This window comes from Streptomyces sp. NPDC127097 (genome assembly GCF_042724075.1).
Lineage (GTDB): Bacteria > Actinomycetota > Actinomycetes > Streptomycetales > Streptomycetaceae > Streptomyces.
Map to the genome: position 1 here is coordinate 25,795 of NZ_JBHXFI010000055.1, position 26,705 is coordinate 52,499.

Here is a 26,705-nt window from a genome sequence, read left to right on the forward strand (position 1 = left end):
GGACCGGACCCGTGAGGAGAAGCAGTCGTGACCGGATTCGACCTGACCAAGCTGCTCGCCGAGCGCGGCGACGAGCGCTACGACCTGCACACCCGCCATCTCAACCACCAACTGCCGCGGATGCTGCACACCATCGGCTTCGACAAGGTCTACGAGCGGGCCGAGGGCGCCTACTTCTGGGACGCCGACGGCCAGGACTACCTGGACATGCTCGCGGGCTTCGGGGTGATGGGCCTCGGCCGGCACCACCCCGTCGTCCGGCAGGCGCTGCACGACGTCCTGGACGCCCAACTGGCCGATCTCACCCGCTTCGACTGCCAGCCGCTGCCCGGCCTGCTCGCCGAGAAACTGCTGAGCCACGCACCCCATCTCGACCGGGTCTTCTTCGGCAACAGCGGCACCGAAGCCGTCGAGACCGCGCTGAAGTTCGCCCGCTACGCCACCGGCCGTCCCCGCGTCCTCTACTGCACCCATGCCTTCCACGGCCTGACCACCGGCTCGCTCTCCGTCAACGGTGAGGACGGCTTCCGGGACGGCTTCGCCCCGCTGCTGCCGGACACCGCCGTCGAGCTGGGTGATCTGGCCGCGCTGGAACGGGAGTTGAAGCGCGGCGACGTGGCGGGCTTCGTGGTCGAGCCGATCCAGGGCAAGGGTGTCCACGCGGCCCCGCCCGGCTTTCTGCGCGCCGCCCAGGAACTGCTGCACCGGCACAAGGCCCTGCTGATCGCCGACGAGGTGCAGACCGGCCTGGGCCGCACCGGTGACTTCTTCGCCTACCAGCACGAGGACGGTGTCGAGCCGGACCTGGTGTGTGTGGCCAAGGCGCTGTCCGGCGGCTATGTGCCGGTCGGGGCGACGCTCGGCAAGGACTGGATCTTCAAGAAGGTCTACTCGTCCATGGACCGGGTGCTGGTGCACTCCGCCAGCTTCGGAGCCAACGCCCAGGCGATGGCCGCCGGCCTGGCGGTGCTCACGGTGCTGGAGGACGAGCAGCTGGTGGCCGGCGCCCGGCGCACCGGCGACCTGCTGCGCTCCCGGCTGGCGGAGCTGATCCCCCGCTATGAGCTGCTGCACGAGGTGCGGGGCCGCGGCCTGATGATCGGCATCGAGTTCGGCCGCCCCAAGTCCCTCGGGCTGCGCAGCCGCTGGACGATGCTCCAGACGGCCCGCAAGGGGCTGTTCGCGCAGATGGTCGTGGTGCCGCTGCTCCAGCGCCACCGCATTCTGACCCAGGTCTCCGGTGACCATCTGGAGGTCATTAAGCTGATTCCGCCGCTGATCATCGGCGAGCGGGAAGTGGACCGTTTCGTCGAGGCGTTCACGGCCGTCATGGACGACGCCCACGGGGGCGGCGGCCTGATGTGGGACTTCGGGCGGACGCTGGTCAAACAGGCGGTCGCCAACCGCTGACCACGCCGATGGGGGATCGCACATGGTGGCCGAGGCGACGGCGCGGGCCGTCAACGACATGACGGCGCGCTGGGCGCGCGAGGCGGTGGGGGAGCGGAACTCCGTCCTGACCGCGGCCGGCGTCTGGCCGCTGCTGGCCCTGCTCGCCGGGCCGGCCGAGGGTCCGGCCCGCAAGGAACTGGCCGAAGCGCTCGGCACCGAGGCGGAGCACGCCGTCCGCGAAGGCCGGGAGCTGCTCGACGCACTGACGGCGGCGGACGGCGTCGATGCCGCGGTGGGCCTGTGGGCCCGCCGCACGCTGACCCTGCACCCGGAGTGGCTGGCCGGCCTGCCGCCCACCGCACACGGGGAGCTCACCGGCGACCTCGCCGCGGACCAGAGCGCGCTGGACGCCTGGGCGAGGCAGCACACCGACGGCCTGATCGAGCGGATGCCGGCCCGGCTCGCCCTCGACACCCTGCTGGTCCTGGCCAGTGCGCTGCTGGTGCGCACGACCTGGACCGAGCCGTTCGACGAGTTCCCCGCCCGGCCGTCCGAAGGGCCGTGGGCGGGGCGGGAGTTGACGGCGCTGAGCCGTTCCGGGCGGGACATGGAGCAGGTGCGGGTGCACGACACCCCGGCCGGTCCGCTGACGGACGTACGGGTCGCGGGCGACAACGGACTCGATGTCCATCTGCTGCTCGGCGGGCCGGACATGCCGGGCGGTGAGGTGCTGCACCACGGTGTCGCGGCGCTCGGCGGCGGCTGTCCGACGGTGTCCGGTACGGCGCTGACCGACGGCGCCGGCCCGGGGCTGCGGGTGACGACCGTGCCGAGCTACGACACGGCCCCGAGCCTGCACCTCACCACCACCGGGTGCACCGTCGGCGCCGAGCACGATCTGCTGGAGCGGGCGGACCTCTTCGGGCTCACCTCCGCCACCGACACCTCGCGCGGACACTTCCCCGGCGTCAGCGACCAGCCGCTCGCGGTGTCGGCCGCCCGGCAGGCGGCGACCGCGACCTTCGGTCCGCTGGGTTTCCGGGCGGCCGCGGTCACGGTCCTGCCGGCCGCCGCGGCCGGCGCGCCCATGGAACCGCCGTACCGGGCCCAGCGGATCTCGGCCCGCTACGACCGGCCGTTCGGCTTCCTCGGGGTGCACCGGGCCTCGGGTCTGGTGCTGGTCGCGGGGTGGGTGGCCACGCCGTGAGCGGGCGCCGCCCCGTCAGTCCGTCAGCAGCCGGTCCCGCAGCCGCTCGCGGACGGCGGGCGTCAGCTTCAGACCGTCGGTGAGGTACTTCTCCGTTGAGCCCCAGGTCCGGTGGATCGCGTCGTAGGCGGCCGTGAGGTAGTCGGTGTGCGCGCCGAACAGCGGCGAGAGCAGCTCCATGACCTCCTGCGACATCCCGACCGCGGAGTTGTCGGAGCGGCGGATCTTGTAGCGGCGGTGGGGGTCGTTGGACTTGAGGTAGTCCGCCTCGATCGCGTCCCGCTCCACCCCCACCGCGAGCAGGGTCACCGCGACGGACAGCCCCGCCCGGTCCTTGCCGGCCGCGCAGTGCATCAGCGCCGGAACGCTGTCCTCGGCGAGCGCATGCAGCACCCGGCTGTGGTCTTCGGTGCGGGTGGTGATGATGTGGCGGTACGTCGCGGCCATACGGGCCGCGGCCTTGCCGTCGCCGAGCGCGGAGCGCAGCTGCTCCAGTTCGCCGTCGCGCACCATCGCCCAGAATTCCGCGCCGTCGGCCGGGTCGGTGAGCGGAATGTTCACATTGCGCACGCCGGGCAGCGTGACATCGGGGCCTTCCAGCTTGATGTCCGAGGAATTGCGGAAATCGAAGATGGTGTGCAGCCCGAGACCGGCCAGAAAAGCGGCGTCGGTCTCGGTCGCATGGGCGAGGTGGCCACTGCGGAACAGCCTGCCCTCCCGTACGTGACGCCCGTCCACGGTCGGCAGACCGCCCACATCGCGGAAGTTGCGGACCTCCGTGAGCTCGGGCTGGGCCTGTGGGACCTGCGGCGTCTGCTGCGTCACGGGCGCGCTCCTCGGGTTCGGCCGCCGACGCTGCTCGTCGACGAGGCGGGGCACCTCCGACGATACGACATTGATGCAATAGGCAATCAGGTCATTGCGGTGACGTTCTGACGCGCCATGGAGCGCCCGGAGAGCAAGGTGCGACCGACCATTATTCCGACTTGAGCAGAATTTGACCTGGTGGCATTAATCACCCCTCGTCAACCCCTGGTTACGGTGGCGTAAGTCACTTCTTGAGGTGAAGTATGTCCTGACGTGGCAGACGATTCGAAGTACTTCAGCAACGGCGCCCTCGGCGCCATCGGGTCGTACGCAGCCGTCGGGGACAGCTTCACAGAGGGGGTCGGGGATCCCGGCCCTGACGGGGCGTACATCGGTTGGGCGGACCGGCTCGCGGTCCTGCTCTCGGACCAACAGGCGGAGGGCGACTTCCGCTATGCGAATCTCGCGGTCAGGGGCCGGCTCCTGGACCAGATCGTGGAGGAGCAGGTGCCCCGGGCGAAAACCCTCGCCCCCGCACTGGTGACGTTCTGTGCCGGCGGCAATGACATCCTGCGGCCGGGCTCGGACCCGGACGCGGTCGCCGAGCGCTATGAGGCGGCGGTCGCCGATCTGCGGGAGGCGGTCGGCACGGTCCTGCTCTGCACCGGTTTCGACACCCGCGGAGTCCCCGTCCTCAAGCATCTGCGCGGCAAGATCGCGACGTATACGGCGCATGTCCGGGCCATCGCGGACCGGCACGACTGCCCGGTCCTGGACCTGTGGTCGCTCAAGTCGGTGCAGGACCGGCGGGCGTGGAGCGATGACCGGCTGCATCTGTCCGCCGATGGGCACACCCGGGTGGCGCTGCGCGCGGCGCAGGTGCTCGGGCTGCGGGTGCCGGCCGATCCGGACCAGCCCTGGCCCCCGGAGGCGGAGCGCTCGGCCGCCGACGCGCGGCGGGACAACATCCACTGGGCGCGGGAGCATCTCGTGCCGTGGATCGGACGCCGGCTGCGCGGGGAGTCCTCCGGTGATCATGTCGAGCCCAAGCGGCCCGATCTGCTGCCGCTGTAGGGCGGCCGCGGGCCGGGAAGGGCCCGTGGCATGACTGAGGCCCCGATTCCGTGGATGCGGAGCGGGGCCTCAGTGGGCGAGGGAGGAGTACGGCAGGTCGGCCCAGACGACCCGGCCCTGACCGCTGTCGGTGGGCCGTGATCCCCAGCTCTCGGACAGTGCGCCGACGAGGAACAGCCCTCGTCCGCACTCCTGGTCCACGCTGCCGGGCTGGATGTGCGGCGCCGAGTCCTGGGGGCCGCCCTGGTCCGTGATCTCTATGCGTATGTGCGCGCCGAAGAGCGCGAGCTCGCAGCCGACCTTCTCGCTGTCGGTGTGCCGTACCGCGTTGGTGAACAGCTCGGAGACCACCAACTCCACGTCGTCGCGGACTTGTTGATCCGCGCCCCACTCGCACAGCAGCGCACTGACGCGTCTGCGCGCCTCGGGAACGGACGTGCGTCGCGCCGGCAAGTGGAACGCGTCCTGCGGGTACTGGGCGACAAAGCCGCCACAGCGCCCTAACGAAGGAGCGTTGTTGGAGGAAGCCACGCCGTAACTATGTGCGATGTCGGTCACCAATGGCAAGGATCAGTCTGTAATTTGCAGAATCGGAAGTGCAGTCTGTTCGTTGATGCTGACGGCATGACACACTGCTGACCGTTGAAGTCAGTTGGAGGCGATCGAACGTGGCGGACCCACGGTCGGCAGGGGCACCCACCGTCCTGCGGGTGGTGCTCGGCAAGCGGCTACAGGACCTGCGTGAGAAAGCGGGCCTCTCCTTCGAGCAGGCCGCCGCGGCCCTCGATGTGACCCACGCCACCATACGGCGGATGGAAAAGGCCGAGGTCGGACTCAAGCTCCCCTACGTCGAGAAGCTGCTGGCGACCTACGGCGTCACCGACGAGAAGGAGATCGAGGGCTTCGTCACCCTCGCCCGCGAGGCCAACAAGCCCGGCTGGTGGCACCGGTTCCGCGATGTCCTGCCCGAGTGGTTCAGTGCGTTCGTCAGCCTGGAGAGCGAAGCCAACCTCATCCGGGCCTACCAACCGCACTACATCCCCGGGCTGTTGCAGACCGAGGACTATGCCGCCGCCGTCCTGAAGGCCGGGATGCCGCATGCCTCCGCGATGGATATCGACCGTATCGTCGCGCTGCGCATGGAGCGCCAGTCCCTGCTGACCCGTGACCACGCCCCGATGCTGTGGGTGGTCATGGACGAGACCGTGCTGCGGCGCCCGATCGGCGGGCCGAAGGTGATGCGCGACCAGGTCACCCGGCTCATGGAAGCCACCGCGCTGCCGAACGTCCGGCTCCAGATCATGCCCTTCGCCGCGGGCCCGCACCCCGCCATGTACGGCCCGTTTCACATCTTCCGCTTCCCGATCCCGGAACTCCCGGACATCGCATACGCGGAAAGCCTCGTCGGAGCCGTGTACTTCGACCAGCGCAACGACGTCTCGCAGTTCCTGGAGGCCCTGGACCGGATGTGTGCGCAGGCCGCGCCGGCACACACCACCAAGGCCATTCTGGGTGGCTTTCGCAAGGAGATCTGAACCATGGATCGCATACGCATCTACAACGGCATGCCCGCCAAAGAACTGGGCACCGAGGGCTGGCACAAGCCGTGGAGCGGCGGAAACGGGGGCGAGTGCGTCGAGGCCATGCGGCTGGGGGACGGCCGGATAGCGCTGCGGCAGTCGACCGACCCGGACGGCCCGGCCCTGATCTACACCCACCACGAAATGGTGAGTTTCATCGAGGGCGCGAAGGCCGGCCACGCCGACTTCCTGCTCGCGGCGGCGCCGGGCCGGCGCACCGAACGGAGGACGGCATGAGCGAGCCGGGCATACCCCAGGCGGAGCCGGACGGTGAGCTCCCGGAGATGGGGCCGTACGTCCAGGGGCCGGAGCACTCGGGCTTCTCGGCCGCGGAGATCGACACCAGCCGGCCGCACCCCGCCCGGATGTACGACTACTACCTCGGCGGCTGGGACAACTACGAGGTCGACCGGGTGGCCGCGGAGCGGGTCATCGAGGTCCACCCCCAGGTCCGGCTCAGCGCCCGCGCCAACCGCGCGTTCCTGCGACGGGCGGTGCGCGAGCTGGTCGCCGGCGGCATCCGCCAGATCATCGACATCGGCACCGGCATCCCCACCTCGCCCAACACCCATGAGGTGGCCCGCGAGACCGCTCCCGACACCCGCGTGGTCTACGTCGACAACGACCCGATCGTCGCCACCCACGCCGGGGCCCGGCTGACCAACACCGAAGGCACCGGCTTCGTGCTCGGCGATGTCCGCGACCCCAAGGCGCTGCTGGACCACCCCACCGTCCGGGAGCTGATCGACTTCGACCGGCCGGTGGCGCTGCTGCTGGTGGCCGTACTGCACTTCATCCGGGACGACGAGGACCCCGCCGCGCTCATCGCCACCCTTGCCGAGGCGCTCCCCGCGGGCAGCCATCTCGTCCTGACCCATGCGACCGGTGAGCCCTATGAGGACTACGCGGCGGGCCGCACCGACGAGCGGGCGCGGGACGGCGTGGTGAACGTCTACAAGAGCGCCACCGCCACCCTCAATCTGCGGTCGAAGGCCGAGGTCGAGCCGCTCTTCGGGCCGTTCGCCCTGCTGGAGCCGGGCGTCGTACGGGTGCCGCTGTGGCGGCCGGACGGCCCGGTGCCCGGCGCGAAGGAGCTCAACGACACCATTTTCTACGGCGGAGTGGGCCGCAAGGGCTGACCGGCCGGGGCGACCCGGCCGGTCCGTGCTCCGTCGGCCGCTACGCCCCCGTGGGCGACACCTGGGCATCCGGCGGGCCCGGGATCCGGTGCCCGTCACCGCCCGGCGCCGCCGTGACCGGGGCCGTCGGCTTGCCGCGGAGGGCCGCGTGCAGCTCCTCCCGCCCGACGAGGGCGGTGTGGGTGCCCCGGGAGGTACAGGCGTACGCCCCCGCGACGGCGCCCAGGCGCGCACACTCCTCCAGGCTCCGGCCCGCGAGCCTGCCGTAGAGGAAGCCGCTGGTGAAGGCGTCGCCCGCGCCATTGCTGTCCACGACGGGGCCGGGCGGGACTGCGGCCGGCACCGGGCGTGGGGTGCGGTCGTCGGCGCTGAGGAGGTAGGCGCCGCCCGCACCGGCCGTGGCGATCACCGCCTCGGCGCGCCCCTCGTGCAGGATCTCCCGCATCACCGACGCGATCCGTTCACCCGCTCCGGCCGTACTGAGGAACACCAGGTCGGAGCGGAGCGCGAACTCCCGGTGATGGTCCGTCAGCCCGTCCCAGTCCTGGAGATCCGTGGAGACGGGGAGGCCCAGCTCCTCGATGTCGTCGTACAGAAAACGGGCGAAGTTCATGATCGACAGATGGACGTGGCGGGCGCGGCGCAGCGGCGGCAGATAGTGCTCCGGCGGCATCCGCAGCTCGGCTGGCTCACGGGCGTCGTAGAACGACATCCGGCGGCCGTCGGGAGCGACGAGGTTGACCGCACGCCGGGTGCCGTGCGGAGAGATCAGCGGCCGGAAGTCGACGCCGCTGCCGGCCATCCGCTCGCGGACCAGAGTGCCCGGATGGTCGTCGCCGATGAAGTCCACGAACCCGGTGGTGAGCCCGAGCGCCGCGCAGCCGAGCGCGACGCCGGTGCCGGTGTGCCCCGCCCCTTCGTACAGCGGCGGGACCGCGTACGAATCGGCGAGTGGCACCGGCAGCGCGCCGACCGACACGACGGTGTCCACGCCCGACCCGCCGACGACGAGGACGTCATAGGCGTCATACGGCTCAGAAACCTGCTGGAATGTCACAAGCGTCCCTGAATCCCTTGCTGGTGAGACGAATCCCTTGCTGGTGAGACCGTTTGCGGACGAGGTGCATCCGCTGCCGGGAGTCTAGACGCAGGCTCGCCCCGTGACGGGATGTCAGAGAATCCGGTGACACGGGGGAGGAAGGGACGCACAAGTAGCCGGGCCCTGATCAGTGGCCAAGGGTGAACGGGCGACGGCGGAGGACCGCGGGAGCGGTCGGGACACCGTGAACCGGTTGATGGCAAGGGCCGTTGACACCCCTGCCGAGCACATTGAAGTGTGGGGCCGACGGTGATCGGTTTCCGCGGGCGGTGCGCAGGTGCCGGTCGGGCGAGTGGGCCGGGGACAGGAACGAACGGGCCGTACGGTGGTCGGACCACGCCGTCGGGGGAGCGAGGAAAACGGTGACAGAGCACTCCAATGGCGGGCGCACCGCGATCGTGATCGGCGGCGGGCTCGCCGGGATGCTGGCCGTCACCGCGCTGCTCGGACAGGTCGAGACGGTCACGGTCGTCGAGCGGGACCGCTATCCGGAGGGGCGCGGCTTCCGTAAGGGCGTCCCGCAGGCCCGCCATCTGCACATCCTCCTCAGCGGCGGCAGCCGCGCGCTGGAGGAGCTGCTGCCCGGCACCATCGACGCGCTCGGCGAAGCGGGCGCCCGCAGCCTGTATCTGTCCCGCGATCTGCTCACCCGTACCCCCACCGGCTGGCAGCGCCGCTTCGACGAGCGCCGGCATCGCACCCTGAGCGTCACCCGGCCGGTGCTGGACTCGGTAGTACGGGAGCGGGTGCTGCGGGCGGCGGCCGAGTCGGCCACCCGGGTCGAGGTCCTGGAGGCGACCGAGGCCACCGGGCTGACGGGGGACGCCGGCCGGGTGACCGGGGTCCGGGTGCGGTCCCGGGACGGTGCGCCGCGGTCCGGGCGGGAGCTGCCGGCCGGGCTCGTCGTGGACGCCTCGGGCCGCGGCTCCCGTACCCCGCGGTGGCTCGCCGATCTGGGCCGGTCCGCGCCGCAGGAGGAGACCGTGGACGCGGGGCTCGCCTACGCCACCCGGATGTACCGCCCCAAGGACCCGGCCACGGCGCCGGACGCGGGCGTCAATGTGCCGGGCTGGCCCGAGTGCCCGCGGGGCGCGGCGTACGTGCCCGTGGAGGACGGCAAGTGGCTGCTGACGCTGTCCGGTGTGCGCGGGCACCACCCGCCCACGGACGCGGCGGAGTTCACCGCCTTCAGCGCCACCATCGGCGACCCGTACGTCCATGAACTGCTCGCGCAGGCCGAGCCGCTGTCGCCGGTGCACGGCTTCCGCGACACCTGCAACCGCCGCCGGCACTTCGAACGGCCCGGCGCGCTGCCCGAGGGGCTCCTCGTCCTGGGGGGCGCCGCCTGCACCTTCAACCCCGTGTACGGGCAGGGCATGTCGGTCGCCGCCCTCGGCGCGCTGGCCGTGCGCAGGACGCTCGCGAACGGCGGCGGTCCGCGCCCCGGCAGCACCGCCGAGGCGCAGCGGGCGGTGGCCCGCGCCGTGGAGCCCGCCTGGGTCGCCGCGGTCGGCGCGGACCGCCCGTACGCGAGCCCCGCCGACGCCAAGGCGGGCGTCGGGGAGCGGCTGTCCACCTGGTACATCGACCGGCTGTTCGCCCGCGCCGCCATCGACCCGGTCGTCGGCGCGGCCTTCCGGGACGTCTTCTGCCTCACCGCGCCCCCCACCCGCCTCGTCGCCCCGCAGATCTTCCTGCGCACCGTCTTCCTCCCCCGCCGCCCCGGGCTGCCCGGCCCGCCCGCGGTCATCGAAGGGGTCTGATCCGCCGCGGGGACCCCCGTGGCCCCGGCGCTCCGGCCTTTCGTCCCGCCGCCGTGGCCCCGGCCGCCGTCCCGCCGACCCCCGTCACCGCAATGGACGCCTCCCGGTGGCCGCGCCGAAAGACACCCCCGGCAGGCCCGGGAAAGGTCACACCGTCCGCCAGGAATGCGACGGCCGGTCGCGCGGTTTGCGTCTGCGGGTGATGGTGTTGAGTCCGGGTGTCGTGGTGCGGAAACCGTACGACGGTGCCGAGTGGCGCGGTGTGCCGGAACCCACCGCTCATGCGGCCCGTTCACTTCGCGACCGCCCTGACCATGGAGGTGCCGTGACCGGTTCCCGACCCCGCCGCACGCGACTTTCCGCGCTGCGGCCCGCGAGCTTCGGAATCGCACCCACCGGGGAGCGGCTGGCCAGGATGCGCAGGTCGCCCCAGTTCGTGGACGGCCAGTTCCGCAATCCCGTGCCGACCAGGCAGCTGCTGCACGGCTCCGCGCTGCCGATGGCGCGTACCCAGCTGAGCCGGGAGGGCCGGCTGCGCCGGGCGCCGGTCGGCCGGATTCCGGTGTACCGTCCGACCGCCGCGGACTGGGGCCGGCCGGCGGCGTCCGGGCTGCGGCTCACCTGGATGGGCCATTCGAGCGTGCTGGCCGAGATGGACGGGCAGCGGGTGCTCTTCGACCCGGTCTGGGGCGAGCGCTGTTCGCCGTTCACCTGGGCCGGCCCCCAGCGGCTGCACCCGGTGCCGCTCGCCCTGGACGAGCTGGACCCGGTCGACGCCGTGGTGATCTCGCACGACCACTACGACCATCTCGACATGACGACGGTCCAGGGCCTGGCCGGCACCGGCGCGGCCTTCGTCGTACCGCTCGGCATCGGCGCCGACCTGGAATTCTGGGGCGTGCCCGCGGAGCGGATCACCGAGCTCGACTGGCACGAGTCCACCCGCGTCGGCGGCCTGACCCTCACGGCCACCCCCGCCCAGCACTTCTGCGGCCGCGGGCTGCGCGGACCGCAGCACACCCTGTGGGCGTCCTGGGTGGTCGCGGGCCCCGAGCACCGGATCTTCCACAGCGGCGACACCGGCTACTTCTCCGGCTTCGCGGAGATCGGCGCGGCACACGGCCCGTTCGACGCCACGATGATCCAGATCGGCGCGTACAGCGACTTCTGGCCGGACATCCACATGACCCCCGAAGAGGGCATCCGGTCCCACCTCGATCTCCACGGCGGCGAGCCGCGCGGGGTGCTGCTGCCGATCCATTGGGGCACGTTCAACCTCGCACCGCACCCCTGGGCGGAGCCCGCCGAACGCACCCTGGCCGCCGGCCGTGAGTCCGGGGTCGACACGGCCCACCCCAGACCCGGCGAGCCCTTCGAGCCCGCCGCCCCGGCGGCCGTCTATCCGTGGTGGCGGGCGATCGCGGTACCGCCCGTCCATGGCTGGCCCGCCTGGCCGTCGGCGGTGTCCCCCACCGACGTGGGCCTCGCCGCGGATCGTTGAGCCCGGGAAGCCGGACTCCTCGACGACTTGCACGCCCTGTCCCGCCCCGAGGGGCAGGCCCAGTACCGGCGGGGCGCCGCCGCGTATCGCAGCCGGTGACCGGGCGTGGGTCAGACGCCACGGTCCTGAGGCGCCGGGCGGGCCGGCATGTCCTGGCGGCCGATCCGGCGCAGGGCGAGGAGCCCGCCGACACCGGGAAGGACGGCCAGCGCCCTGGCGGCGGTGTCGATACGGTCCAGACGCCACACCGCGATCACCACGAACAGGTAGGCACAGCCGTGGAGCGGGCCCAACAGGGAACTGAGCGGCTTGAGGTGGGCGGTGGCGAGGTTGGCCAGCATCACGATCAGCGAAACGAGTTCCACCCGCGCGGCCACCCGTAGGGACCTCCGGCGCATGGTCAGGCCCCCGTGGTGGAGCCGGGCCTGATGATCATCAGGACGGTGACGGTCGCCCACAGCAGATTGAACAGGCCGGTGAGCATCGTCAGCCGGCGGGCGGTCCGTTGATCGGGCACCGGGGCCCGGGAACCGTCCGCCGCGGCCTCGACCGCGCCGACCGCGGCCTCCTGGCCAGGCAGCACCAGCAGCGCCAGAATCGCGGCGGCGCCCGCCGTGAGGACGATGGACGTGATCAGCCAGCCGCTCCCCAGCACACCGAGGCTGCCGGCGGTGGCGAACCCCAGCACGGGCACGGCGAGCCCGACGGCGGCGTAGACGCGGCAGATGCGGTGCAGGGCGCGCAGGGACGCGCGGGCGGCGAGGTCCGGCGGACCGGCCTGGGCGCGGCGCAGCGCCCTGGGGAACATACCGGCGGCGACGGTGACCGGTCCCACGGCCAGGATGGCGGCCAGAACGTGCAGGGCGAGAAAGAGCTTTGTCACGGAAGGGGGCCTCAACCTTGAGTGCGGTGCGGTGCGGTGCGGTGCGGTGCGGTGCGGGCGGCGGGTGCGGTGAGCCGGTTCACGGAGCGGCCGGTGCCGGCCCCTGGTCGCGCCAGACGACGCCCCGCCGCTCGTGGGCGAACAACTCCTCGACGGCACGGGCGATCTTGGGCCCCACCTCCCGCTCCAGCAGATAGAGCCCCAGGTCCAGGCCGGAGGTGACACCGCCCCCGGTGATCAGGTCGCCGTCGTCGACCAGCCGGGCCCGCACCACCTGCGCACCGGTCTCCGCCAGTGTCTCCAGTGCCAGGTGGTGGCTCGTGGCCCGGCGTCCCTCCAGAAGACCGGCGAGGCCGAGGAGGAGCGAGCCGCCGCACACCGTGGCGACCGTCAGCCCGGGGCGGTCCATGGCCGCCTTCAGCAGGGACGGCAGACCGGTCTGCGCGGCGCGGCCCAGCAGGACGGAGATGAACTCGTCCGGCGTCCGGGCGCCGGCGTCCTCGTCCGGCGCGTCACCGGGTGCGCCGACGCGACCGGCCGCACCGGGCACCACGACGAGGCCGGCCCGTTCCGGGTCGAGGGCGGCCGTGGCCCACAGCGTCACGCCGCCGGTGCCGCTGGCCACTTCGCGCCGCCCCTCGGCGGACACCAGCTCCACCTCCACCGCCCCGGCCGAGGCGGCACCCCCGGCGTACAGCACCTCGTAAGGCGCGATGACATCGAGCAAATCGAAGCCGTCGAACAGGACGATCTGAGCGTGCATGGGCAGTCCTTCGGGGAGCGCGACCCGGCCCGGTGCCGGGATCAGCAGCGAAGTTAGCCCGCCGTGCCCTCCTGCCCCAGTGGCACGATCGACAACTCCCAACGGAATAATGCCAGGTGCTCATCGGGGCGGATGACCAGGTGAATTCGGCCGGAGTCCGGCCCAGATGACCACCTCCGGCCCCCTGGCGGGATTCCGAGGGGCAGGTAATTTATGGCCATGCACACCGTCGCCGTCCTCGCTCTCGACCAGGTGATCCCTTTCGATCTCGCCACCCCGATCGAGGCATTCGCCCGCACCCGCCTTCCGGACGGCCGCCCCGGCTACCAGGTCCGCGTATGCGCCGAGCGGCCAGAGGTCGACGCCGGCTCGTTCCGGCTGCGGGCGCCATGGGGGCTGGACGGGCTGGCGGACGCGGACACCGTCATCGTCCCCGGGACCGCCGACCCGGCCGCGCCCCTCCCACCCGCCGTCCACGACGCACTGAACGCGGCCGCCGCCAACGGCACCCGTATCGCCTCCATCTGCACGGGCACCTTCGCTCTGGCCGCGGCCGGCCTGCTCGACGGGCTGCGCGCCACCACCCACTGGATCGCGGCCGACGCGCTGGCCGCCGCCCACCCGGCCATCGAGGTCGACCCGGACGTCCTCTACGTCGACAACGGACAGCTCCTCACCTCCGCCGGAGCCGCCGCCGGACTGGACCTGTGTCTGCATCTGATCCGCCGCGACTACGGCTCCGCGGTCGCCGCCGACGCCGCCCGGCTGTCCGTCATGCCGCTCGAACGGGAGGGCGGCCAGGCGCAGTTCATCGTCCAGCCCTATCCGTCCACCCCCCGCGGCTCCGCCCTCGAACCGCTGCTCGGCTGGCTTCAGGACAACTTGGGCCGCGATCTCGCGCTGGCCGAAATCGCCGCCCGGGCCGGTATGAGCACCCGGACCCTGATCCGCCGCTTCCGCGAACAGACCGGTACCACTCCGCTCCAGTGGCTGCACCGCGCCCGGGTGCGCCAGGCCCAGCACCTGCTGGAAACCACCACGCACTCCGTCGAACGCATCGGCACACAAGTCGGTTTCGGCTCACCGACAGCCTTCCGCGACCGCTTCAAACGCACCACCGGCGTCAGCCCCCAGACCTACCGGCGCACCTTCCGCTGAGCGCCCCGCGGGCGGCAGCCGAAGGGCCCCCTCGGCGCCCGGACGTCCCCGGGTCCGAACCGATGTCCCCGGCGCGCGGCGCGCCCACGAGCGCCGTTCGCGAGCCATCGAAAGGGGCACCGCCGGAGACCTCAACTCGCCGCGAGGGAACGGAAGTTCGGATCGACTCGCACTGATGTGCCGGTGGCGTCCACTCAGGGAGGTGGCGAGGGGTAGCGAAACCCCGAAGTGGCTCCGGACCCCACCCCGGCAACAACTAGCGTGCGTGCTCCGCGAACTGCCACGGCCGATCCGGAGGGCGCCGATGCCTACCGCATTCCCCCAGGGGACCCAGCTGTCCCAGGAGGCTCAGAGATCCCCAGGGTCCCAGGGTTCCCCGGGGGCCGCCCCCGTACCCGCCGCCGCCCGGCGGCGGGAGCGGGAGGGCGGACGACACGGCCGTGCCGCGTTCCCCGAGTCGGCCGCCGACTCGGCGATACGGTCCCGTCTGGTCCGGCTCGCCGCTGTCCCCTGCCTCCTCGTCGCCGTCCTCTGCACGGCCGTCGCCGCCTTCGTCGTTCAGGCCGGGGGCGCCCGGATCACCGGACGCGAGTGGGTGGTGCTGTGCGGCGGGCTCGCCCTGGTCTGCGTCATCGTGCTGACCGCGGGCGCCGCGGCCAACTCCGAGGCCCGGGCCACCGTCGCCCGCTACGCCCGGCTGCGCCAGGTCTGTGCCCGCAGCCAGTCCGACCTGTACGACCTCCTGGACCGCGTACGGCAGGGCGAGTGGATCCAGCGCCGCGAGCCCGACCCGGGACCGGTGCCCACCGGCGACACCCTCGACCTGCTCGCCCATGAGGTGGCCGCCGCGGGCCGGGCCGCCGAGTCCGCCGTCATCGACGCGGTCGCCATCGCCCGCAGCAACGCCAGCGGCAGCGAACAGAAGGTCGAGGTCTTCGTGAACCTCGCCCGCCGGCTGCAATCCCTGGTGCACCGCGAGATCGAGCTGCTGGACGAGCTGGAGAACCAGGTCGAGGACCCGGACCTGCTCAAGGGCCTGTTCCACGTCGACCACCTGGCCACCCGCATCCGCCGGCACGCCGAGAACCTCGCCGTCCTCGGCGGCGCCATCTCGCGCCGCCAGTGGAGCCGCCCGGTGTCCCTGACCGAGGTGCTGCGCTCCTCGATCGCCGAGGTCGAGCAGTACCCGAGGATCAAGCTGGTGCCGCCGATCGAGGGCACCCTGCGCGGCCATGCCGTCGCCGACGTGATCCACCTGCTCGCCGAACTCGTCGAGAACGCCACGATCTACTCCGCCCCGCAGACCCCGGTCCTGCTGCGCGCCCAACTCGTCACCGCCGGACTCGCGGTCGAGGTCGAGGACCGCGGGCTGGGGATGTCCGCGGACGAACAGTCGCGGATGAACGGCCTGCTGGCGGACCCCGAACACATCGATGTCGCCGAGCTGTTGAGCGACGGCCGGATCGGGCTCTTCGTGGTCTCCTCGCTCGCCCGGCGGCACGGCATCGTGGTCCGGCTCCAGAGCAATATCTACGGCGGTGTGCAGGCCGTGCTGATCGTGCCCCAGGGGCTGCTCGGCGCGGAGTCGGCCGGGGGCGACGCGAACGCGGCGTCGGCACCGCAGACCGGAGCGCCGCAGACCGGAGCGCCGCACGCCGGATCGCCGGAGACCGGCCCGGCACCCGCGCACGACGCCCTCGACGAGGGGACGTACGAGAGCGGATACCCCGTCGGCCAGCCCCCCGCCCCCGCCGCCGACGCCGGGCAGGAGCGGCACGACCGCCATGACCCCGGCCCCGCGGTCCCGCGCACCCTCGCCATTCCCGCCCCCGGGCCCGCTCCCGACCACGCGCTCGACCTGTCACCGCGCGGCTACGACGGCCGCCCGGACCCGGCCCCCGCGGACCCCGATCCCGAATCCGTCGCCACCCGGCGCCGGCTGGTCCGCGCGTCCGGCGTCCACACCCCCGACGTCCAGCTGCCTGACGCGCACACCCATGAGACCCCCGGCCCCGCCGCGCCCGCCGACCGGCCCGGCCCGGTCGTGCTGCCGCCCGCGCCGCCCGCCGTGGACAACGCCGCCCGCCCGCGGCTGCCCCGGCGGCTCAAGCAGACACACCTCGTTCCCGAGCTGCGCGGCGATCCGATCCTGCCGTCCACGACACCCCGTACGGGCCCGGAACCCGAGCACGACCCCGGGCTGATGGCCGCCTTCCGACGCGGATTCAGCCTCGGCGACGACAGCTACGCCGAGAACACCGCAGGCGGCAACGCCACCATCCCGGCCCAGGGCGGCGACCCCAGCAGCCCGGCCGGCAACGACCTGCTCTACGACCGTGACCACGACGCCCCGATGGCCCGCCCCCGAGGAGACGACCGTAACCATGGTGAGTGATGTGCGTGCGCAGGCGCATTTGCAGCCGCAGGGCGGCCAGCACACCGACCTGTCCTGGCTGCTGACCGGGCTCGTACAGCGGGTGCCGCACGCCCGGAGCGCGCTCCTGTTGTCGTCGGACGGCCTGGTCAAGGCCGCCCATGGGTTCGACCCGGACAGCGCCGACCACATGGCCGCGCTGTCCTCCGGCCTCTACTCCCTGGCCCGCAGCGCCGGTGTGCGCTTCGGGGACGGCGATGACGTCCTCCAGGTCGTCGTCGAGCTGGAGTCCACCTTCCTGTTCGTCTCCACCGCCGGTTCGGGCGCCTGCCTGGCCGTGCTCGCCGGCCGTGAGGCCGATGTGGCGGTGCTGGGCTACGAGATGTCGATGCTGGTCAAGAGCGTCCGGCCGTATCTGTCCACCCCCGCACGCCAGCAGGCGCCCGCGGGCGGTCGTTGACCATGACCGTGCGTCGCCTACGGCGGCAGGGCGGGGAGCCGTGGTACGACGACGCGGCCGGCCGGCTGGTCCGTCCGTACACCATCAGCAACGGCCGGACCCGTCCGACGGCGCACTTCGACCTGCTGACCATGGTGATGGCCACCGGCCGGCGGCCCGTCTCCTGCCAGGGCCCCGACTACGCCCAGGTGCTGGGGCTGTGCGGCGGGCCGGTCTCGGTCGCCGAGATCGCCGCCCACATACGGTTGCCCGCCGTGGTCACCAAGGTGCTCCTCGCCGACCTCGTCGACTGCGGGGCGATCACCGCGCGGGCCCCCGCAGCCGTTTCGGCAGGGCCCGCGTCCCGTACCGACCGTGCCCTGCTGGAGGCGGTGCTGAATGGACTTCGCAAACGACTGTGACCCCCGCACTCAGGGGGACCCCACGACCGACCTCTTCCCCACCGCGCTCAAGATCCTGGTCGCGGGCGGGTTCGGGGTCGGCAAGACGACCTTCGTGGGTGCGGTGAGCGAGATCGAGCCGCTCAGCACGGAGGAACTCCTCACGCAGATCAGCGTGGGGACGGACGATCTGGCCGGCGTCGAGGAGAAGAGCACCACCACCGTCGCCATGGACTTCGGCCGGATCACCCTCAGTCCCGCGCATATCCTCTACCTCTTCGGGACGCCGGGGCAGCAGCGCTTCTGGTTCATGTGGGACGAGCTGTCCAACGGCGCGCTCGGCGCGGTCATCCTCGCCGACACCCGGCGCCTGGACCAGTGCTTCGCCGCCGTCGACTTCTTCGAGCGGCGCGGCATCCAGTTCATCGTCGCCGTCAACGAGTTCGAGGGCTCCTACCGCTACGACCCGGACGAAGTCCGCAGCGCCATGGATGTCTCCCCGGACATTCCCGTCGTGCTCTGCGACGCCCGCCAAGGCGGCTCGGCCACCCACGTCCTGGTCTCGCTCGTCCAGCATCTGCTCACCCCCGCCCTCGCCGCCACCCCGGAGCTGCCATGAACCACCCCGCCTCCCGCGTCCCGTACATCTCCTACGACCCGACGCGCCACCTGCTGCTGACCCCACAGGACGACGAGGCCCCGGCGCGCGTCGCCCGGCTGCGCGCCCTGGGGATCGGTGAGTCCCCGCTGCCCGCGTTCGACGAGTTCGCGCGCAAGCTCGCCCGGACCACCCGGGCGCCGTACTCGATGGTCAACTTCATCGACGAGCGGCGGCAGTACTTCGCGGGTCTCTACACGCCCTCCCAGGACCAGGCCGTCGAGCTGGGACCGGCGCCCGCCAGTGCCCAGCCGGGCCGGGTGATGGACCGGGACCACGGCTACTGCCCGCATGTCATCGTCCGCCGCAAGGCCCTGGTGCTGGAGGACGTCTGCGACTATCCACGGTTCGCCGGCAACCCCGTCGTCGATGAGATCGGCATCCGCTCCTACCTCGGCGCGCCGCTCATCGACCGTACGGGGACGGCGCTGGGCACCGTCTGTGTCGTGGACCTCGAACCGCGCCCCTGGGGGCGGGAGGGGCTGGAGACCATCAAGTCGATGGCCGCCGAACTCGTCGAGCAGATCCACCGCATGGAGAAGCAGCAGATCGACGCGCCCTGACGCGGTCCCGACTCCCAGCCTCAGCTCCAGCCCCGGCCCCGGTGCCCGGCGGACGGCCTCTGCGCCGGACGGCCGGCCCGGGGCCGCCGCATCGGCCCTGGCCCGGGCCATCGGCCCTGGCCCGGGGCCACCGCGGCGCCGGGTCAGGGCCGGCCGCTCACCTCGGCCGGGCGAACCAGGAGTGCCGGCCCGTCGGTCCGGTGCGCTGGCCCGGCACCGTGGGCGTGGGGTCCTCGGGCCGCACCGTGACCGGCGGGTTCGTGGGGGCCTGGTCGGCGGCCTCGTCGTCCTCGGGCCACTCCGAGGGCTCCAGCCGCAGCAGATCCGCGAGCCGGCTGGACCAGTCGCCCTGCGCCCGGCCCAGGGCGAGTTCGCCCAGGCGCAGCAGCTGGATGTCGGAGGTGCCGGCCGGCGCGAAGATGTGGTGGGCGTCGCGCAGGAAACGTTCCACCGGCCGGTCGGTGAACAGCCCGCACGCGGCGTGGATGTCCATCGCGTCGCGCGCCGACTCCAGCGCCGATTCCACGTTGACCAGTTTGGCGTTCATCAGCTCCGCGTCGCACGGCAGCCCCTGGTCCAGCAGATGCACCGCGTGGTACGCGGACAGCCGGCCCAGCAGCAGCCGCGACTGGATGCGCCCGAGCTTCAGCTTGATGTTGCCGAGGTCGGCCAGCGGTTTGCCGTAGCGCTGCCGCTCCGTGCAGAACCTCGTCGTCTCGTCCAGCACCGCCTGATGGATGCCCAGCGACACGGCGGTCAGATTGGGGCGTCCGTACAGCACGCTGGAGGAGTACGCGACGGACAGCCCGTCGCCCTCCCGGCCCAGCAGATTCGCCGCCGGGACCCGGCAGTCGTCGAAGAACAGCTCACCGAAGCTGAAGCCGTGCAGGCCCATCGCGGGCTGCTGGGGCCCGACCCGGAAGCCGGGGGTGTCGGACTCCACGAGGAACGCCGAGAGGCCCTTGGAGCCCTCACCGGTGCGGACCACGACGCCGTGCAGATCGCCGACATGGCTGTTGCCGACGTAGATCTTCCGGCCGTTGAGGACGTAGTCGTCGCCGTCGCGGACCGCGGTGGAGGACATGCCCAGCACATGGCCGCCGGACTGCGGTTCGGTGACCGCGATGGTCGGCAGGCAGTCGCCGGAGGCTATGGCCGGCAGCCAGGTCTTCTTCTGCTCCTCGCTGCCGAAGTGGACGATCTTCGCGACGCCCAGCTGCGACGCCTGCACCATGGCGCCCATCGCGGCGCTCACCCGGGAGAGCTCCTCGATGATCAGGGTCTTGGCGACATGCCCGGCACCCATCCCCCCGTAGGCGCGGTGCACGGTCGCGCCTATCCACCCCTGACGGGCGATCAGACGAGACAGCTCATGGCAAACGGAACGGTTCGCCTCCATCTCGGCAATCCGGGGGCGGACCTCGCGCTCGGCGAAGTCCCGCACCCGGTGCCGGAGCGCCTCATGTCTCTGGTCCGTGAAATAGCGATGCAAGACGAGTCCCTCCTTCGCGATCTTCCCCGCGCTGGTCGCACCCCGCCTTGGGACGGCACCGGCGGTGCCGTCTCCAGCGAACGTTCCGGAAAGTGATCTTTCGCTTACCCCGTGCAATACCCGTTGGCATACCTACTGCGGGGCGCATGAAACATCAACTGGGTGTGTTCGGACGCAGAGTTGATGCGTGCGGCACCGGCGCACCACCCCCTGTGACACAACGACTGTGGCGCGGTCCCGAGGCCCCCGGAACCGCGCCACCCCACGCCTCCCCGGTCTGCTGTGACCGGGGGCCTCCTCCGTCAGTCCGCCTCCCCGCAGCACGACTCGCGGCGCTGCTGCCGGCCCACCTCCAGCCAGTCGGTGGCGGCCGCTCGCAGGGCGGGGCCGGCGGGGGCCGGGAAGGAGTCGACGAGGGTCTGTTGTGCGAAGAGGCGGCGGCCGCCGCGGAGTACCGCCGGGGTGCGGACCAGGGTGTCGAAGTCCGTGAACGGGTCGCCGTCCACCAGGGTCATATCGCCGAGCTTGCCGACCTCCAGTGTTCCCAGATCCCGCTCCGCGCCGAAGACCCGGGCGGGCAGGGCGGTCGCGGTGCGCAGCGTCCGGCTCACGCTGAGGCCGCCGCGGTGCAGCGCCCGCAGACACAGGTGCAGGCCCAGTCCCACCGGCACCAGCGGCTGGTCGGTACCCAGGGCGACCAGGCCGCCGCCGTCCAGCACCCGCCGGTAGAAGCCGACTTCGGTCGCGATGTCGGAGAGCTGGGCCGGGGTGGGCCGGAGCCGCGCGTGGTCCTTGATGAACGCGGTGTCCCAGGGCGGCATCAGCCGTTCCACCCGCGCCTCGTCGGCCAGCGCCGGATCCTCGCCCAGCAGCGCGGCCGCCGAGAAGGGGGTGGCGAGGAGGTGGAAGTCGGTGCCGGTGTAGATCTCCTCGACGTCCTGGTAGGCGTGACCGGAGCCGGATACGGCGTGGCCGAACTCCATGCGCTGGGTGGCCTGGAGGTGGGTGGTCAGGTCCTGGCCGAGCTGTACCCCCGGGCTGAGGAGATGGCTCCCGGCCCGGACCCCGAGCCGCTGGTGCGCAAACCGCGTCGCCTCTGTCATCACCCAGCCCGGCGCCCGTACATAGGTCTTGACGAAGTCCCAGTCCAGGGCCGCGCCGCGCTCCAGGGAGCGGCGCAGTCCCTCGCGGGTGCGGTGCGCCCGCCCCATGCTGTAGGCGACCCGGCCGCCGTCCAGCAGCTCCCCGCAGGTCAGCAGCCGCGGCCCGGCGAGCACCCCGGCCGCCACGGCCTCCCGGATGCGGGCCTGTTCGTAGGAGAAGCCGCCACAGGAGACGGCGGTGGTGATGCCGTAGGCGAGCTGGAGGGCGGTCTGCCGGCCGCCGTAGGTCGTCTGCCAGGGGTGCGTGTGCGCGTCCCAGAGGCCGGGCAATACGGTCCGCGCGGAGGCGTCGATCCGCCGGGCCGCGCCGGTCCGGGCCGGGCGGTGCGGTTCCACGGCGGTGATCCGCCCGTCCCGCACCACCACATCGACCTCCTCCCGTACCTCGTCACCGGTGCCGTCCCAGAACCGGCCGGCGTGGACGACGGTGTCCCGGGCGCGGGCGGGGCGGTGCTCCAGCGACAGCGGAACGGTGCGTGCCGCGCCGCCGGACACGCCGATCAGACGCAGCTTCCCGGCCGAGAGGTACAACAGCGTGCCGGAGTCCCCGGACCACGACGGATGGTCCGCGCTCTCGTCCGTCAGCCGCCGGGGCGCACCGTCCGGCGTACCGTCGGGCCGCACCGGCAGCACCCACAGCGCGGACTCGGCGATCACCGCCATCCAGCGCCCGTCGGGCGACCACACGGGGCCGGAGTCATAGCGGTCGGCGATCGAGACATGCTCGGCGAGCGGGTACAGCCGGTGCTTGCCGGTCTCGGTGTCGAGGACCCGGATGAGGTGATAGCCCTCGCGGAAGCGGCGGTTGAGCCGGTTGCGGTCGCAGTAGGCCAGATACCGGCCGTCCGGCGACCAGCTGGGGCGGCCGGGCAGCCCGCCCGCGCCCAGCGGCGCGGCCAGCACCCGTTCCCGGCCGTCGGACAGCGTCCGTACGACGAGGTTCCCCGACATGTCCAGTGCGGCCAGCCGCCCGCCGTCCGGCGACAGCGCGGGGTGCACCCGGCCGCCGGTGGCCAGCACCGTCTCCTCGCCGGAGGCGAGATCGCGGCGGCGGACCGCGAACAGCCCGTCCCGGTCGTCCGCATAGAGCAGCGCCCGCCCGTCGCAGGACCAGCTCGGCGCCAGGACGTACCGGGTGGCGCCGGCCCGGACGATGCGGCGGGGCGCGCCGCCGCCCGAAGTGGGGCCGATCCAGAGGGAGTTGAGGGCGGCGAAGGCGACCTTGCGGCCGTCGGGTGACAGCGCGGGCAGATGCACCCCGCGTACGGGGGCCGCCGCCGTCCGCTCGAAGCCGTAGTCCTTGACGCGGTAGCGGGGGCGGTCCAGCGGCAGCCGCGCGCTGAACGGGATCTGCTCGGCCCGCCCCGGGGTGCCGGCCGGGACGATCCGGAACTGCCCGCCGACGGTGAGCAGCAGCTCGTCCCGCGAGACCCAGCGCGGCGGCACCGGCTCCACATCACCGTCGACCGCGACCGGTGCGCCGTCCACCACCAGAGTGCAGGTGGGTCCCGGATGGTCCGTGGTCCGCAGGTAGGTGAGCCGCCCGTCGGGGGACAGGGCCGGCGCCATCACCTGCGCGGCCGCCGTCTCGGTGTGCTCGGTGCGTACCGCGCCGTCCCCGTCCGCCGGTACGGACGCGACCGTACGGGAGAGCAGCGCGCCGTCCGTCACCCGGCCCCGTACGAACACGATCCGCGAGCCGTCCGGCGACCAGCAGGGGTCGAAGTCCTCCCAGGCGCCGTCCTGATGGGGGCCGTCCTGGCCGGGCAGCCCGGTCACCCGGGTCAGCCGCCGGGACGCCACCTCCAGTACCCAGATCCGGTACGGGCTGCCGGTCACCGCATCGCCGCCCCGTTCGGAGGCGAAGGCGATCCGGGTGCCGTCGGGGGACCACGCGGGGCCCCGGTCGTCCCACGGGCCGTCGGTCAGCTGCTGGAGACCGGAGCCGTCGGTACCGAGCGTCCACAGGTGGAAGCTGCCGCCGCGGTAGGCGCAGACGGCGATCCGGCGGCCGTCGGGGGAGTGCACCGGGCGGGTGGGTTCCAGGTCGGGCGGGGTCAGCGGCACCGCCTCGCCACCGGTGCGGGGCAGCGACCACAGGACGTTCTGCACCTCGGCGACCAGGCGGTCACCGGCCGGGGCGAGGGAGGCCGCGCCGTTGGTGGCGGCGGTGAAGGACAGGGCGTCGCCGGATGCCTGTGCCCCGGCGGGGGGAGCGGTGACACCGGCCAGTCCGGCCGCGGCGGCGGCCGAGGCGGTGCCCTGGAGGAATCTCCGGCGGGACAGCGGCGAGGGGCGACGGGGAGCATTCTCGGGACGGTCCGTGGTGTCCAACGATCCTCCTGCGAAAGGGAGTTGCCGCACAGGTGCCGGGCAAGAACCGCCCGATCGTGCCACGCCGGGCGAACACCGGGCCACCTCCGCCACGCGCGCCCCATGGCGCACCGCCGCCCGGCGCGGAAGAGTGGGCGGCGACGACTCGTCAGCCACCGCCCCGGCAGTCAGGAGACGACGCATGCAGGCCATGCAGCAGGACTTCCACCAGGCCCCGGACGGCGCCCGGATCGCCACCTACACCTGGCTCCCGGAGGCCGGCCACCCGCGTGCCCTCGTCCAGATCGCCCACGGCGCCGCGGAACACGGCCGGCGCTACGACCGCTTCGCGCGCTTTCTCACCGGCCACGGTTATGGCGTCATCGCCTCCGACCACCGCGGTCACGGAGCCACCGCCGCCTCCACCGGCGGCCGCGGGGTGGTCGGCGAGGACGCCTGGCGGGCGATCGTCAGCGACCTCAAGGGCATCGGCGATCACGCGGCCGCCGCCCACCCCGGCCTCCCGCTGGTGCTGCTCGGCCACAGCATGGGCGCGATGCTGGCCCGCGACTACGCCCAGGAGTACGGCGCCGACCTCGCCGGGCTGATCCTCACCGGCGCCTTCCGTACCCTGCCCGGACTGGACATCGACGGTGCCGTGGCCGGGCTGGAGGAGGAGATCGCCGAGCGCGGCCGCGGTGCGCTCTCCGCCTTCATTCCGCGCACCTTCAGCTCCTTCAATGACGCCTTCACCCGCCGCACCGGCTGCGAATGGCTCTCCCGCGACGCCGCCGAGGTGGATGCCTATGTGGCCGACGAGGACTGCGGCTTCCCCTTCTCCGCCGGTCTCGCCGCCGACTGGGTACGCGCCATCCGCAAGATCAACGATCCGGCGAACCTCGCCCGGATGCCGCGCGGCCTGCCCGTCCATGTCGCCGTGGGGGAGCTGGACCCCTGCCACCAGGGGATGACCCTGGTCCATGAACTCCTGGAGGACTTCCGCTATGTGGGCACCCGCGATCTGACGTGGACGGCCTATCCGGACGCCCGCCACGAGATCCTCAACGAGACCAACCGCGAGGAGGTCCAGGACGACCTGCTGGCCTGGCTCGACAAGCACATCTGAGCCGGTAGGCCCGCGCCCCAAGCCCTCCGGGCCGGTCAGGCACGTCCTGTCAGGAACCCGGTGATCCGCTCGCGCAGGCCGCGCGGATCGAGGCCGTGTGCCGCCAGGTGCTCGTCGGGCTGTCCGTAGCGGCGCAGCTCCTGACGGCCGACGCCCAGCCCCAGCAGCCGGTGCGGCCGGTCCTCCAGCGCCTCGGCCGCCGGCCGCGTCGAGGTCCCCGCGAGATAAGGCTCCACGATCACCACCTCCGAGGTGCCGGCGGCCCCGGCCGCGGCGCGCAGCGTGGCGGCGTCGAAGGGCCGCACGGTCGTCGCGTAGAGCACGGTCAACGGCAGCCCCTCGGTCGCGGCGAGCACGCTGTCCAGCATCGGGCCGACGGCGATCACCACCCCGCCGGGCCCCTCCCGCACGGTCCGGAAGCGCGCCCCGTCCACCGCCCGGGGCGCGGCGTTGGTCTGCATGGACAGCCGGACATAGACCTTGTCGTCACCCGCCGCCGCGGCGTGCCGCAGCAGCGTCTCGGCCTCGTCCGGGTGTCCGGGAACGTGCACGGTCCAGCCGTCGAGCGTGTCCAGCAGTGCGACATCGCCGGGCGCCATATGGGTGAAGCCGCCGCTCGGCCAGTCGTAGGAGGCCCCGGCGCTCACCAGCACGCCGCCCACGCCCTGGTGGCCGAGGTCCAGCTTCAGCTGCTCGAAGGGGCGCTCCACCAGAAAGCTGGCGAAGGTGTGCATGATCGGGCGGAGCCCGGTGAGCGCCATCCCGCCGCCCACACCGATCAGCAACTGCTCACGGATGCCGACGTTCACCACCCGGTCCGGGTGCCGTTGTTCCGCTTCGGTGAAGCCGGCCGCCCCGATGTCGGCGAGGACGAGTGCCAGCCGCGGGTCCTCCGCCAGCATCCGCGAGGTGACCGAGGCGAAGCGCTCACGCATGGTGTCCATCACTGAAACCCTCTCGAAGTCTTGGTCGTATACGGGAAGACGGGGCGGCCGCTCAGGCGTCCTTGGGCTCGACACGGGCGATCACCGCATGCGGACGGCCCGGGTGCGGCGCGCTGAAGGCCGCGTACAGCGCCTCGTGGTCGCGGCCGTCCACGGTGGCCGCGGACCACCCCGCGGCCTCGAAGCGGGAGGCGATCCCGCCGTGCCAGCCATGAGTGGCGGAGGCGTTGTCGATGACCAGGGTGTGCAGCCGGTCCAGGCCCGCGGCGGCCGCGTAGGCCAGGGCCTCGTGATTGCTGCCCTCGTCCAGTTCGGCATCGCCGATCAGCACCCATACGGCCGGTCCGGGCCTGCCCTGTGCCCGCAGGCCCAGGGCGGTGCCGACGGCCAGCGGCAGCCCGTGGCCCAGCGAACCGCTGCCGATCTCGGCGCCGGGGACCAGCAGCCGGTCGGGGTGGTGGCCGAGCGGCGAGTCGTACGAGCCGAAGCCCGGCAGCCACTCGGTGGGGAAGAAGCCCTTGGCGGCCAGCACCGCGTAGTAGGCCATCGGGCCATGGCCCTTGGAGAGCAGAAAACGGTCCCGGCCCGGGTCCGTGACGGTGCCGGGGGAGACCCGCAGCACCCGGTCGTAGAGGACCCAGAGGGCGTCGAGCGTGGAGGTGGCGGCCGGGCCGTGCTTCTCATCGCCCGTCATCAGGCTCATCAGGTCCGGCAGTTCGGTGAAACCGATGCGGTCGCCGTGCGGAGCGGGCCCCGCCGGGGTGCCCGCCACGGAGTGTGTCGTCAGAGGCGTCATACGACAGAGCCTGCAACCTCAAGCGCGCTTGAGGTCAAGCGTGAGGCCGCGGGCCGGGAGATCCCCGGCC

25 protein-coding genes are annotated in these 26,705 nt (G+C 72.6%); 15 read left to right on the forward strand and 10 right to left on the reverse strand.

Annotated elements, in window-relative coordinates:
- The first annotated feature begins 27 nt into the window (after nt 1–27).
- Nucleotides 28–1,410, forward strand: coding sequence for an aspartate aminotransferase family protein (locus ACFWJW_RS30545; protein WP_387247409.1), 1,383 nt, complete (start codon nt 28–30; stop codon nt 1,408–1,410).
- 22 nt (nt 1,411–1,432) lie between these two features.
- Entirely contained in the window at nt 1,433–2,599 is a 1,167-nt protein-coding gene (locus ACFWJW_RS30550; RefSeq protein WP_387247410.1) for a serpin family protein, read from the forward strand.
- Between the two features lie 15 nt (nt 2,600–2,614).
- Here the strand turns inward: ACFWJW_RS30550 and ACFWJW_RS30555 are convergent, their stop codons facing one another.
- Nucleotides 2,615–3,424 carry a tyrosine-protein phosphatase gene (locus ACFWJW_RS30555; RefSeq protein WP_387247411.1) on the reverse strand — a complete coding sequence of 270 codons (810 nt, stop codon included), beginning with the start codon at nt 3,422–3,424 and terminating at the stop codon, nt 2,615–2,617.
- 255 nt (nt 3,425–3,679) lie between these two features.
- Between ACFWJW_RS30555 and ACFWJW_RS30560 the strand changes: the two genes are divergently transcribed.
- Entirely contained in the window at nt 3,680–4,480 is an 801-nt protein-coding gene (locus ACFWJW_RS30560; RefSeq protein WP_042160982.1) for an SGNH/GDSL hydrolase family protein, read from the forward strand.
- Between the two features lie 69 nt (nt 4,481–4,549).
- Here the strand turns inward: ACFWJW_RS30560 and ACFWJW_RS30565 are convergent, their stop codons facing one another.
- Nucleotides 4,550–5,011: an ATP-binding protein gene (locus ACFWJW_RS30565; protein ID WP_387247412.1), complete on the reverse strand. Its 462-nt coding sequence runs from the start codon at nt 5,009–5,011 to the stop codon at nt 4,550–4,552.
- A gap of 137 nt (nt 5,012–5,148) precedes the next feature.
- Between ACFWJW_RS30565 and ACFWJW_RS30570 the strand changes: the two genes are divergently transcribed.
- Genes ACFWJW_RS30570 through ACFWJW_RS30580 form a run of 3 tightly spaced genes read left to right on the forward strand, consistent with a single transcriptional unit; the run spans nt 5,149 to nt 7,199 of the window.
- Complete coding sequence (locus tag ACFWJW_RS30570) at nt 5,149–6,015, forward strand: helix-turn-helix domain-containing protein (protein ID WP_387247413.1); 867 nt, start codon at nt 5,149–5,151, stop codon at nt 6,013–6,015.
- A 3-nt stretch (nt 6,016–6,018) separates the two neighbouring features.
- Complete coding sequence (locus ACFWJW_RS30575) at nt 6,019–6,297, forward strand: DUF397 domain-containing protein (protein WP_086718198.1); 279 nt, start codon at nt 6,019–6,021, stop codon at nt 6,295–6,297.
- 47 nt (nt 6,298–6,344) lie between these two features.
- Nucleotides 6,345–7,199 (forward strand): SAM-dependent methyltransferase, encoded by an 855-nt coding sequence (locus ACFWJW_RS30580; protein WP_387247431.1) that lies wholly within the window; start codon nt 6,345–6,347, stop codon nt 7,197–7,199.
- 40 nt (nt 7,200–7,239) lie between these two features.
- Here ACFWJW_RS30580 and ACFWJW_RS30585 read toward each other — a convergent pair whose 3' ends face one another.
- The gene (locus ACFWJW_RS30585; RefSeq protein WP_387247414.1) at nt 7,240–8,256 is read right to left on the reverse strand and encodes a carbohydrate kinase family protein; all 1,017 of its coding nucleotides are present in this window, start codon (nt 8,254–8,256) and stop codon (nt 7,240–7,242) included.
- Between the two features lie 404 nt (nt 8,257–8,660).
- Between ACFWJW_RS30585 and ACFWJW_RS30590 the strand changes: the two genes are divergently transcribed.
- A complete protein-coding gene (locus ACFWJW_RS30590; RefSeq protein WP_387247415.1) occupies nt 8,661–10,061 on the forward strand; it encodes an NAD(P)/FAD-dependent oxidoreductase in 1,401 nt (466 codons plus the stop codon).
- Nucleotides 10,062–10,386: 325 nt separating this feature from the next.
- Entirely contained in the window at nt 10,387–11,562 is a 1,176-nt protein-coding gene (locus ACFWJW_RS30595; RefSeq protein ID WP_387247416.1) for an MBL fold metallo-hydrolase, read from the forward strand.
- A 110-nt stretch (nt 11,563–11,672) separates the two neighbouring features.
- Here ACFWJW_RS30595 and ACFWJW_RS30600 read toward each other — a convergent pair whose 3' ends face one another.
- The 3 genes from ACFWJW_RS30600 to ACFWJW_RS30610 form a co-directional block, all read right to left on the reverse strand.
- Nucleotides 11,673–11,960, reverse strand: a complete 288-nt coding sequence (locus ACFWJW_RS30600) for a DUF3817 domain-containing protein (protein WP_387247417.1) — start codon at nt 11,958–11,960, stop codon at nt 11,673–11,675.
- Between the two features lie 2 nt (nt 11,961–11,962).
- On the reverse strand, nt 11,963–12,445 hold the full coding sequence (locus ACFWJW_RS30605) for a DUF2269 family protein (protein ID WP_387247418.1): 483 nt from the start codon (nt 12,443–12,445) through the stop codon (nt 11,963–11,965).
- A 79-nt stretch (nt 12,446–12,524) separates the two neighbouring features.
- The gene (locus ACFWJW_RS30610) at nt 12,525–13,208 is read right to left on the reverse strand and encodes a DJ-1/PfpI family protein (RefSeq protein ID WP_387247419.1); all 684 of its coding nucleotides are present in this window, start codon (nt 13,206–13,208) and stop codon (nt 12,525–12,527) included.
- Nucleotides 13,209–13,427: 219 nt separating this feature from the next.
- Here ACFWJW_RS30610 and ACFWJW_RS30615 point away from each other — a divergent pair, with 219 nt between their 5' ends.
- The 6 genes from ACFWJW_RS30615 to ACFWJW_RS30640 all read left to right on the forward strand — a co-directional run bounded on the left by ACFWJW_RS30615 (nt 13,428) and on the right by ACFWJW_RS30640 (nt 18,801).
- On the forward strand, nt 13,428–14,366 hold the full coding sequence (locus tag ACFWJW_RS30615; protein ID WP_387247432.1) for a GlxA family transcriptional regulator: 939 nt from the start codon (nt 13,428–13,430) through the stop codon (nt 14,364–14,366).
- Between the two features lie 304 nt (nt 14,367–14,670).
- Nucleotides 14,671–16,761: an ATP-binding protein gene (locus tag ACFWJW_RS30620; RefSeq protein ID WP_387247420.1), complete on the forward strand. Its 2,091-nt coding sequence runs from the start codon at nt 14,671–14,673 to the stop codon at nt 16,759–16,761.
- Nucleotides 16,751–17,200: a roadblock/LC7 domain-containing protein gene (locus tag ACFWJW_RS30625; protein ID WP_387247421.1), complete on the forward strand. Its 450-nt coding sequence runs from the start codon at nt 16,751–16,753 to the stop codon at nt 17,198–17,200. The genes ACFWJW_RS30620 and ACFWJW_RS30625 overlap by 11 nt, the downstream gene beginning before the upstream one ends.
- 2 nt (nt 17,201–17,202) lie before the next feature.
- On the forward strand, nt 17,203–17,601 hold the full coding sequence (locus ACFWJW_RS30630) for a DUF742 domain-containing protein (protein ID WP_042160962.1): 399 nt from the start codon (nt 17,203–17,205) through the stop codon (nt 17,599–17,601).
- Entirely contained in the window at nt 17,579–18,199 is a 621-nt protein-coding gene (locus tag ACFWJW_RS30635) for an ATP/GTP-binding protein (protein WP_387247422.1), read from the forward strand. Before ACFWJW_RS30630 ends, ACFWJW_RS30635 begins: the two co-directional genes overlap by 23 nt.
- Nucleotides 18,196–18,801 (forward strand): GAF domain-containing protein, encoded by a 606-nt coding sequence (locus ACFWJW_RS30640; RefSeq protein WP_387247423.1) that lies wholly within the window; start codon nt 18,196–18,198, stop codon nt 18,799–18,801. The genes ACFWJW_RS30635 and ACFWJW_RS30640 overlap by 4 nt, the downstream gene beginning before the upstream one ends.
- 157 nt (nt 18,802–18,958) lie before the next feature.
- Here ACFWJW_RS30640 and ACFWJW_RS30645 read toward each other — a convergent pair whose 3' ends face one another.
- Nucleotides 18,959–20,293 (reverse strand): acyl-CoA dehydrogenase family protein, encoded by a 1,335-nt coding sequence (locus tag ACFWJW_RS30645; protein ID WP_387247424.1) that lies wholly within the window; start codon nt 20,291–20,293, stop codon nt 18,959–18,961.
- 302 nt (nt 20,294–20,595) lie between these two features.
- Entirely contained in the window at nt 20,596–23,790 is a 3,195-nt protein-coding gene (locus ACFWJW_RS30650; protein ID WP_387247425.1) for an amidohydrolase family protein, read from the reverse strand.
- A gap of 181 nt (nt 23,791–23,971) precedes the next feature.
- Here ACFWJW_RS30650 and ACFWJW_RS30655 point away from each other — a divergent pair, with 181 nt between their 5' ends.
- Complete coding sequence (locus ACFWJW_RS30655; RefSeq protein ID WP_387247426.1) at nt 23,972–24,895, forward strand: alpha/beta fold hydrolase; 924 nt, start codon at nt 23,972–23,974, stop codon at nt 24,893–24,895.
- A 35-nt stretch (nt 24,896–24,930) separates the two neighbouring features.
- Here the strand turns inward: ACFWJW_RS30655 and ACFWJW_RS30660 are convergent, their stop codons facing one another.
- Together ACFWJW_RS30660 and ACFWJW_RS30665 are read right to left on the reverse strand one after the other, a co-directional pair.
- Nucleotides 24,931–25,839, reverse strand: coding sequence for a transketolase family protein (locus tag ACFWJW_RS30660; protein WP_387247427.1), 909 nt, complete (start codon nt 25,837–25,839; stop codon nt 24,931–24,933).
- A gap of 52 nt (nt 25,840–25,891) precedes the next feature.
- A complete protein-coding gene (locus tag ACFWJW_RS30665; RefSeq protein ID WP_387247428.1) occupies nt 25,892–26,635 on the reverse strand; it encodes a transketolase in 744 nt (247 codons plus the stop codon).
- Nucleotides 26,636–26,705: the final 70 nt, after the last annotated feature.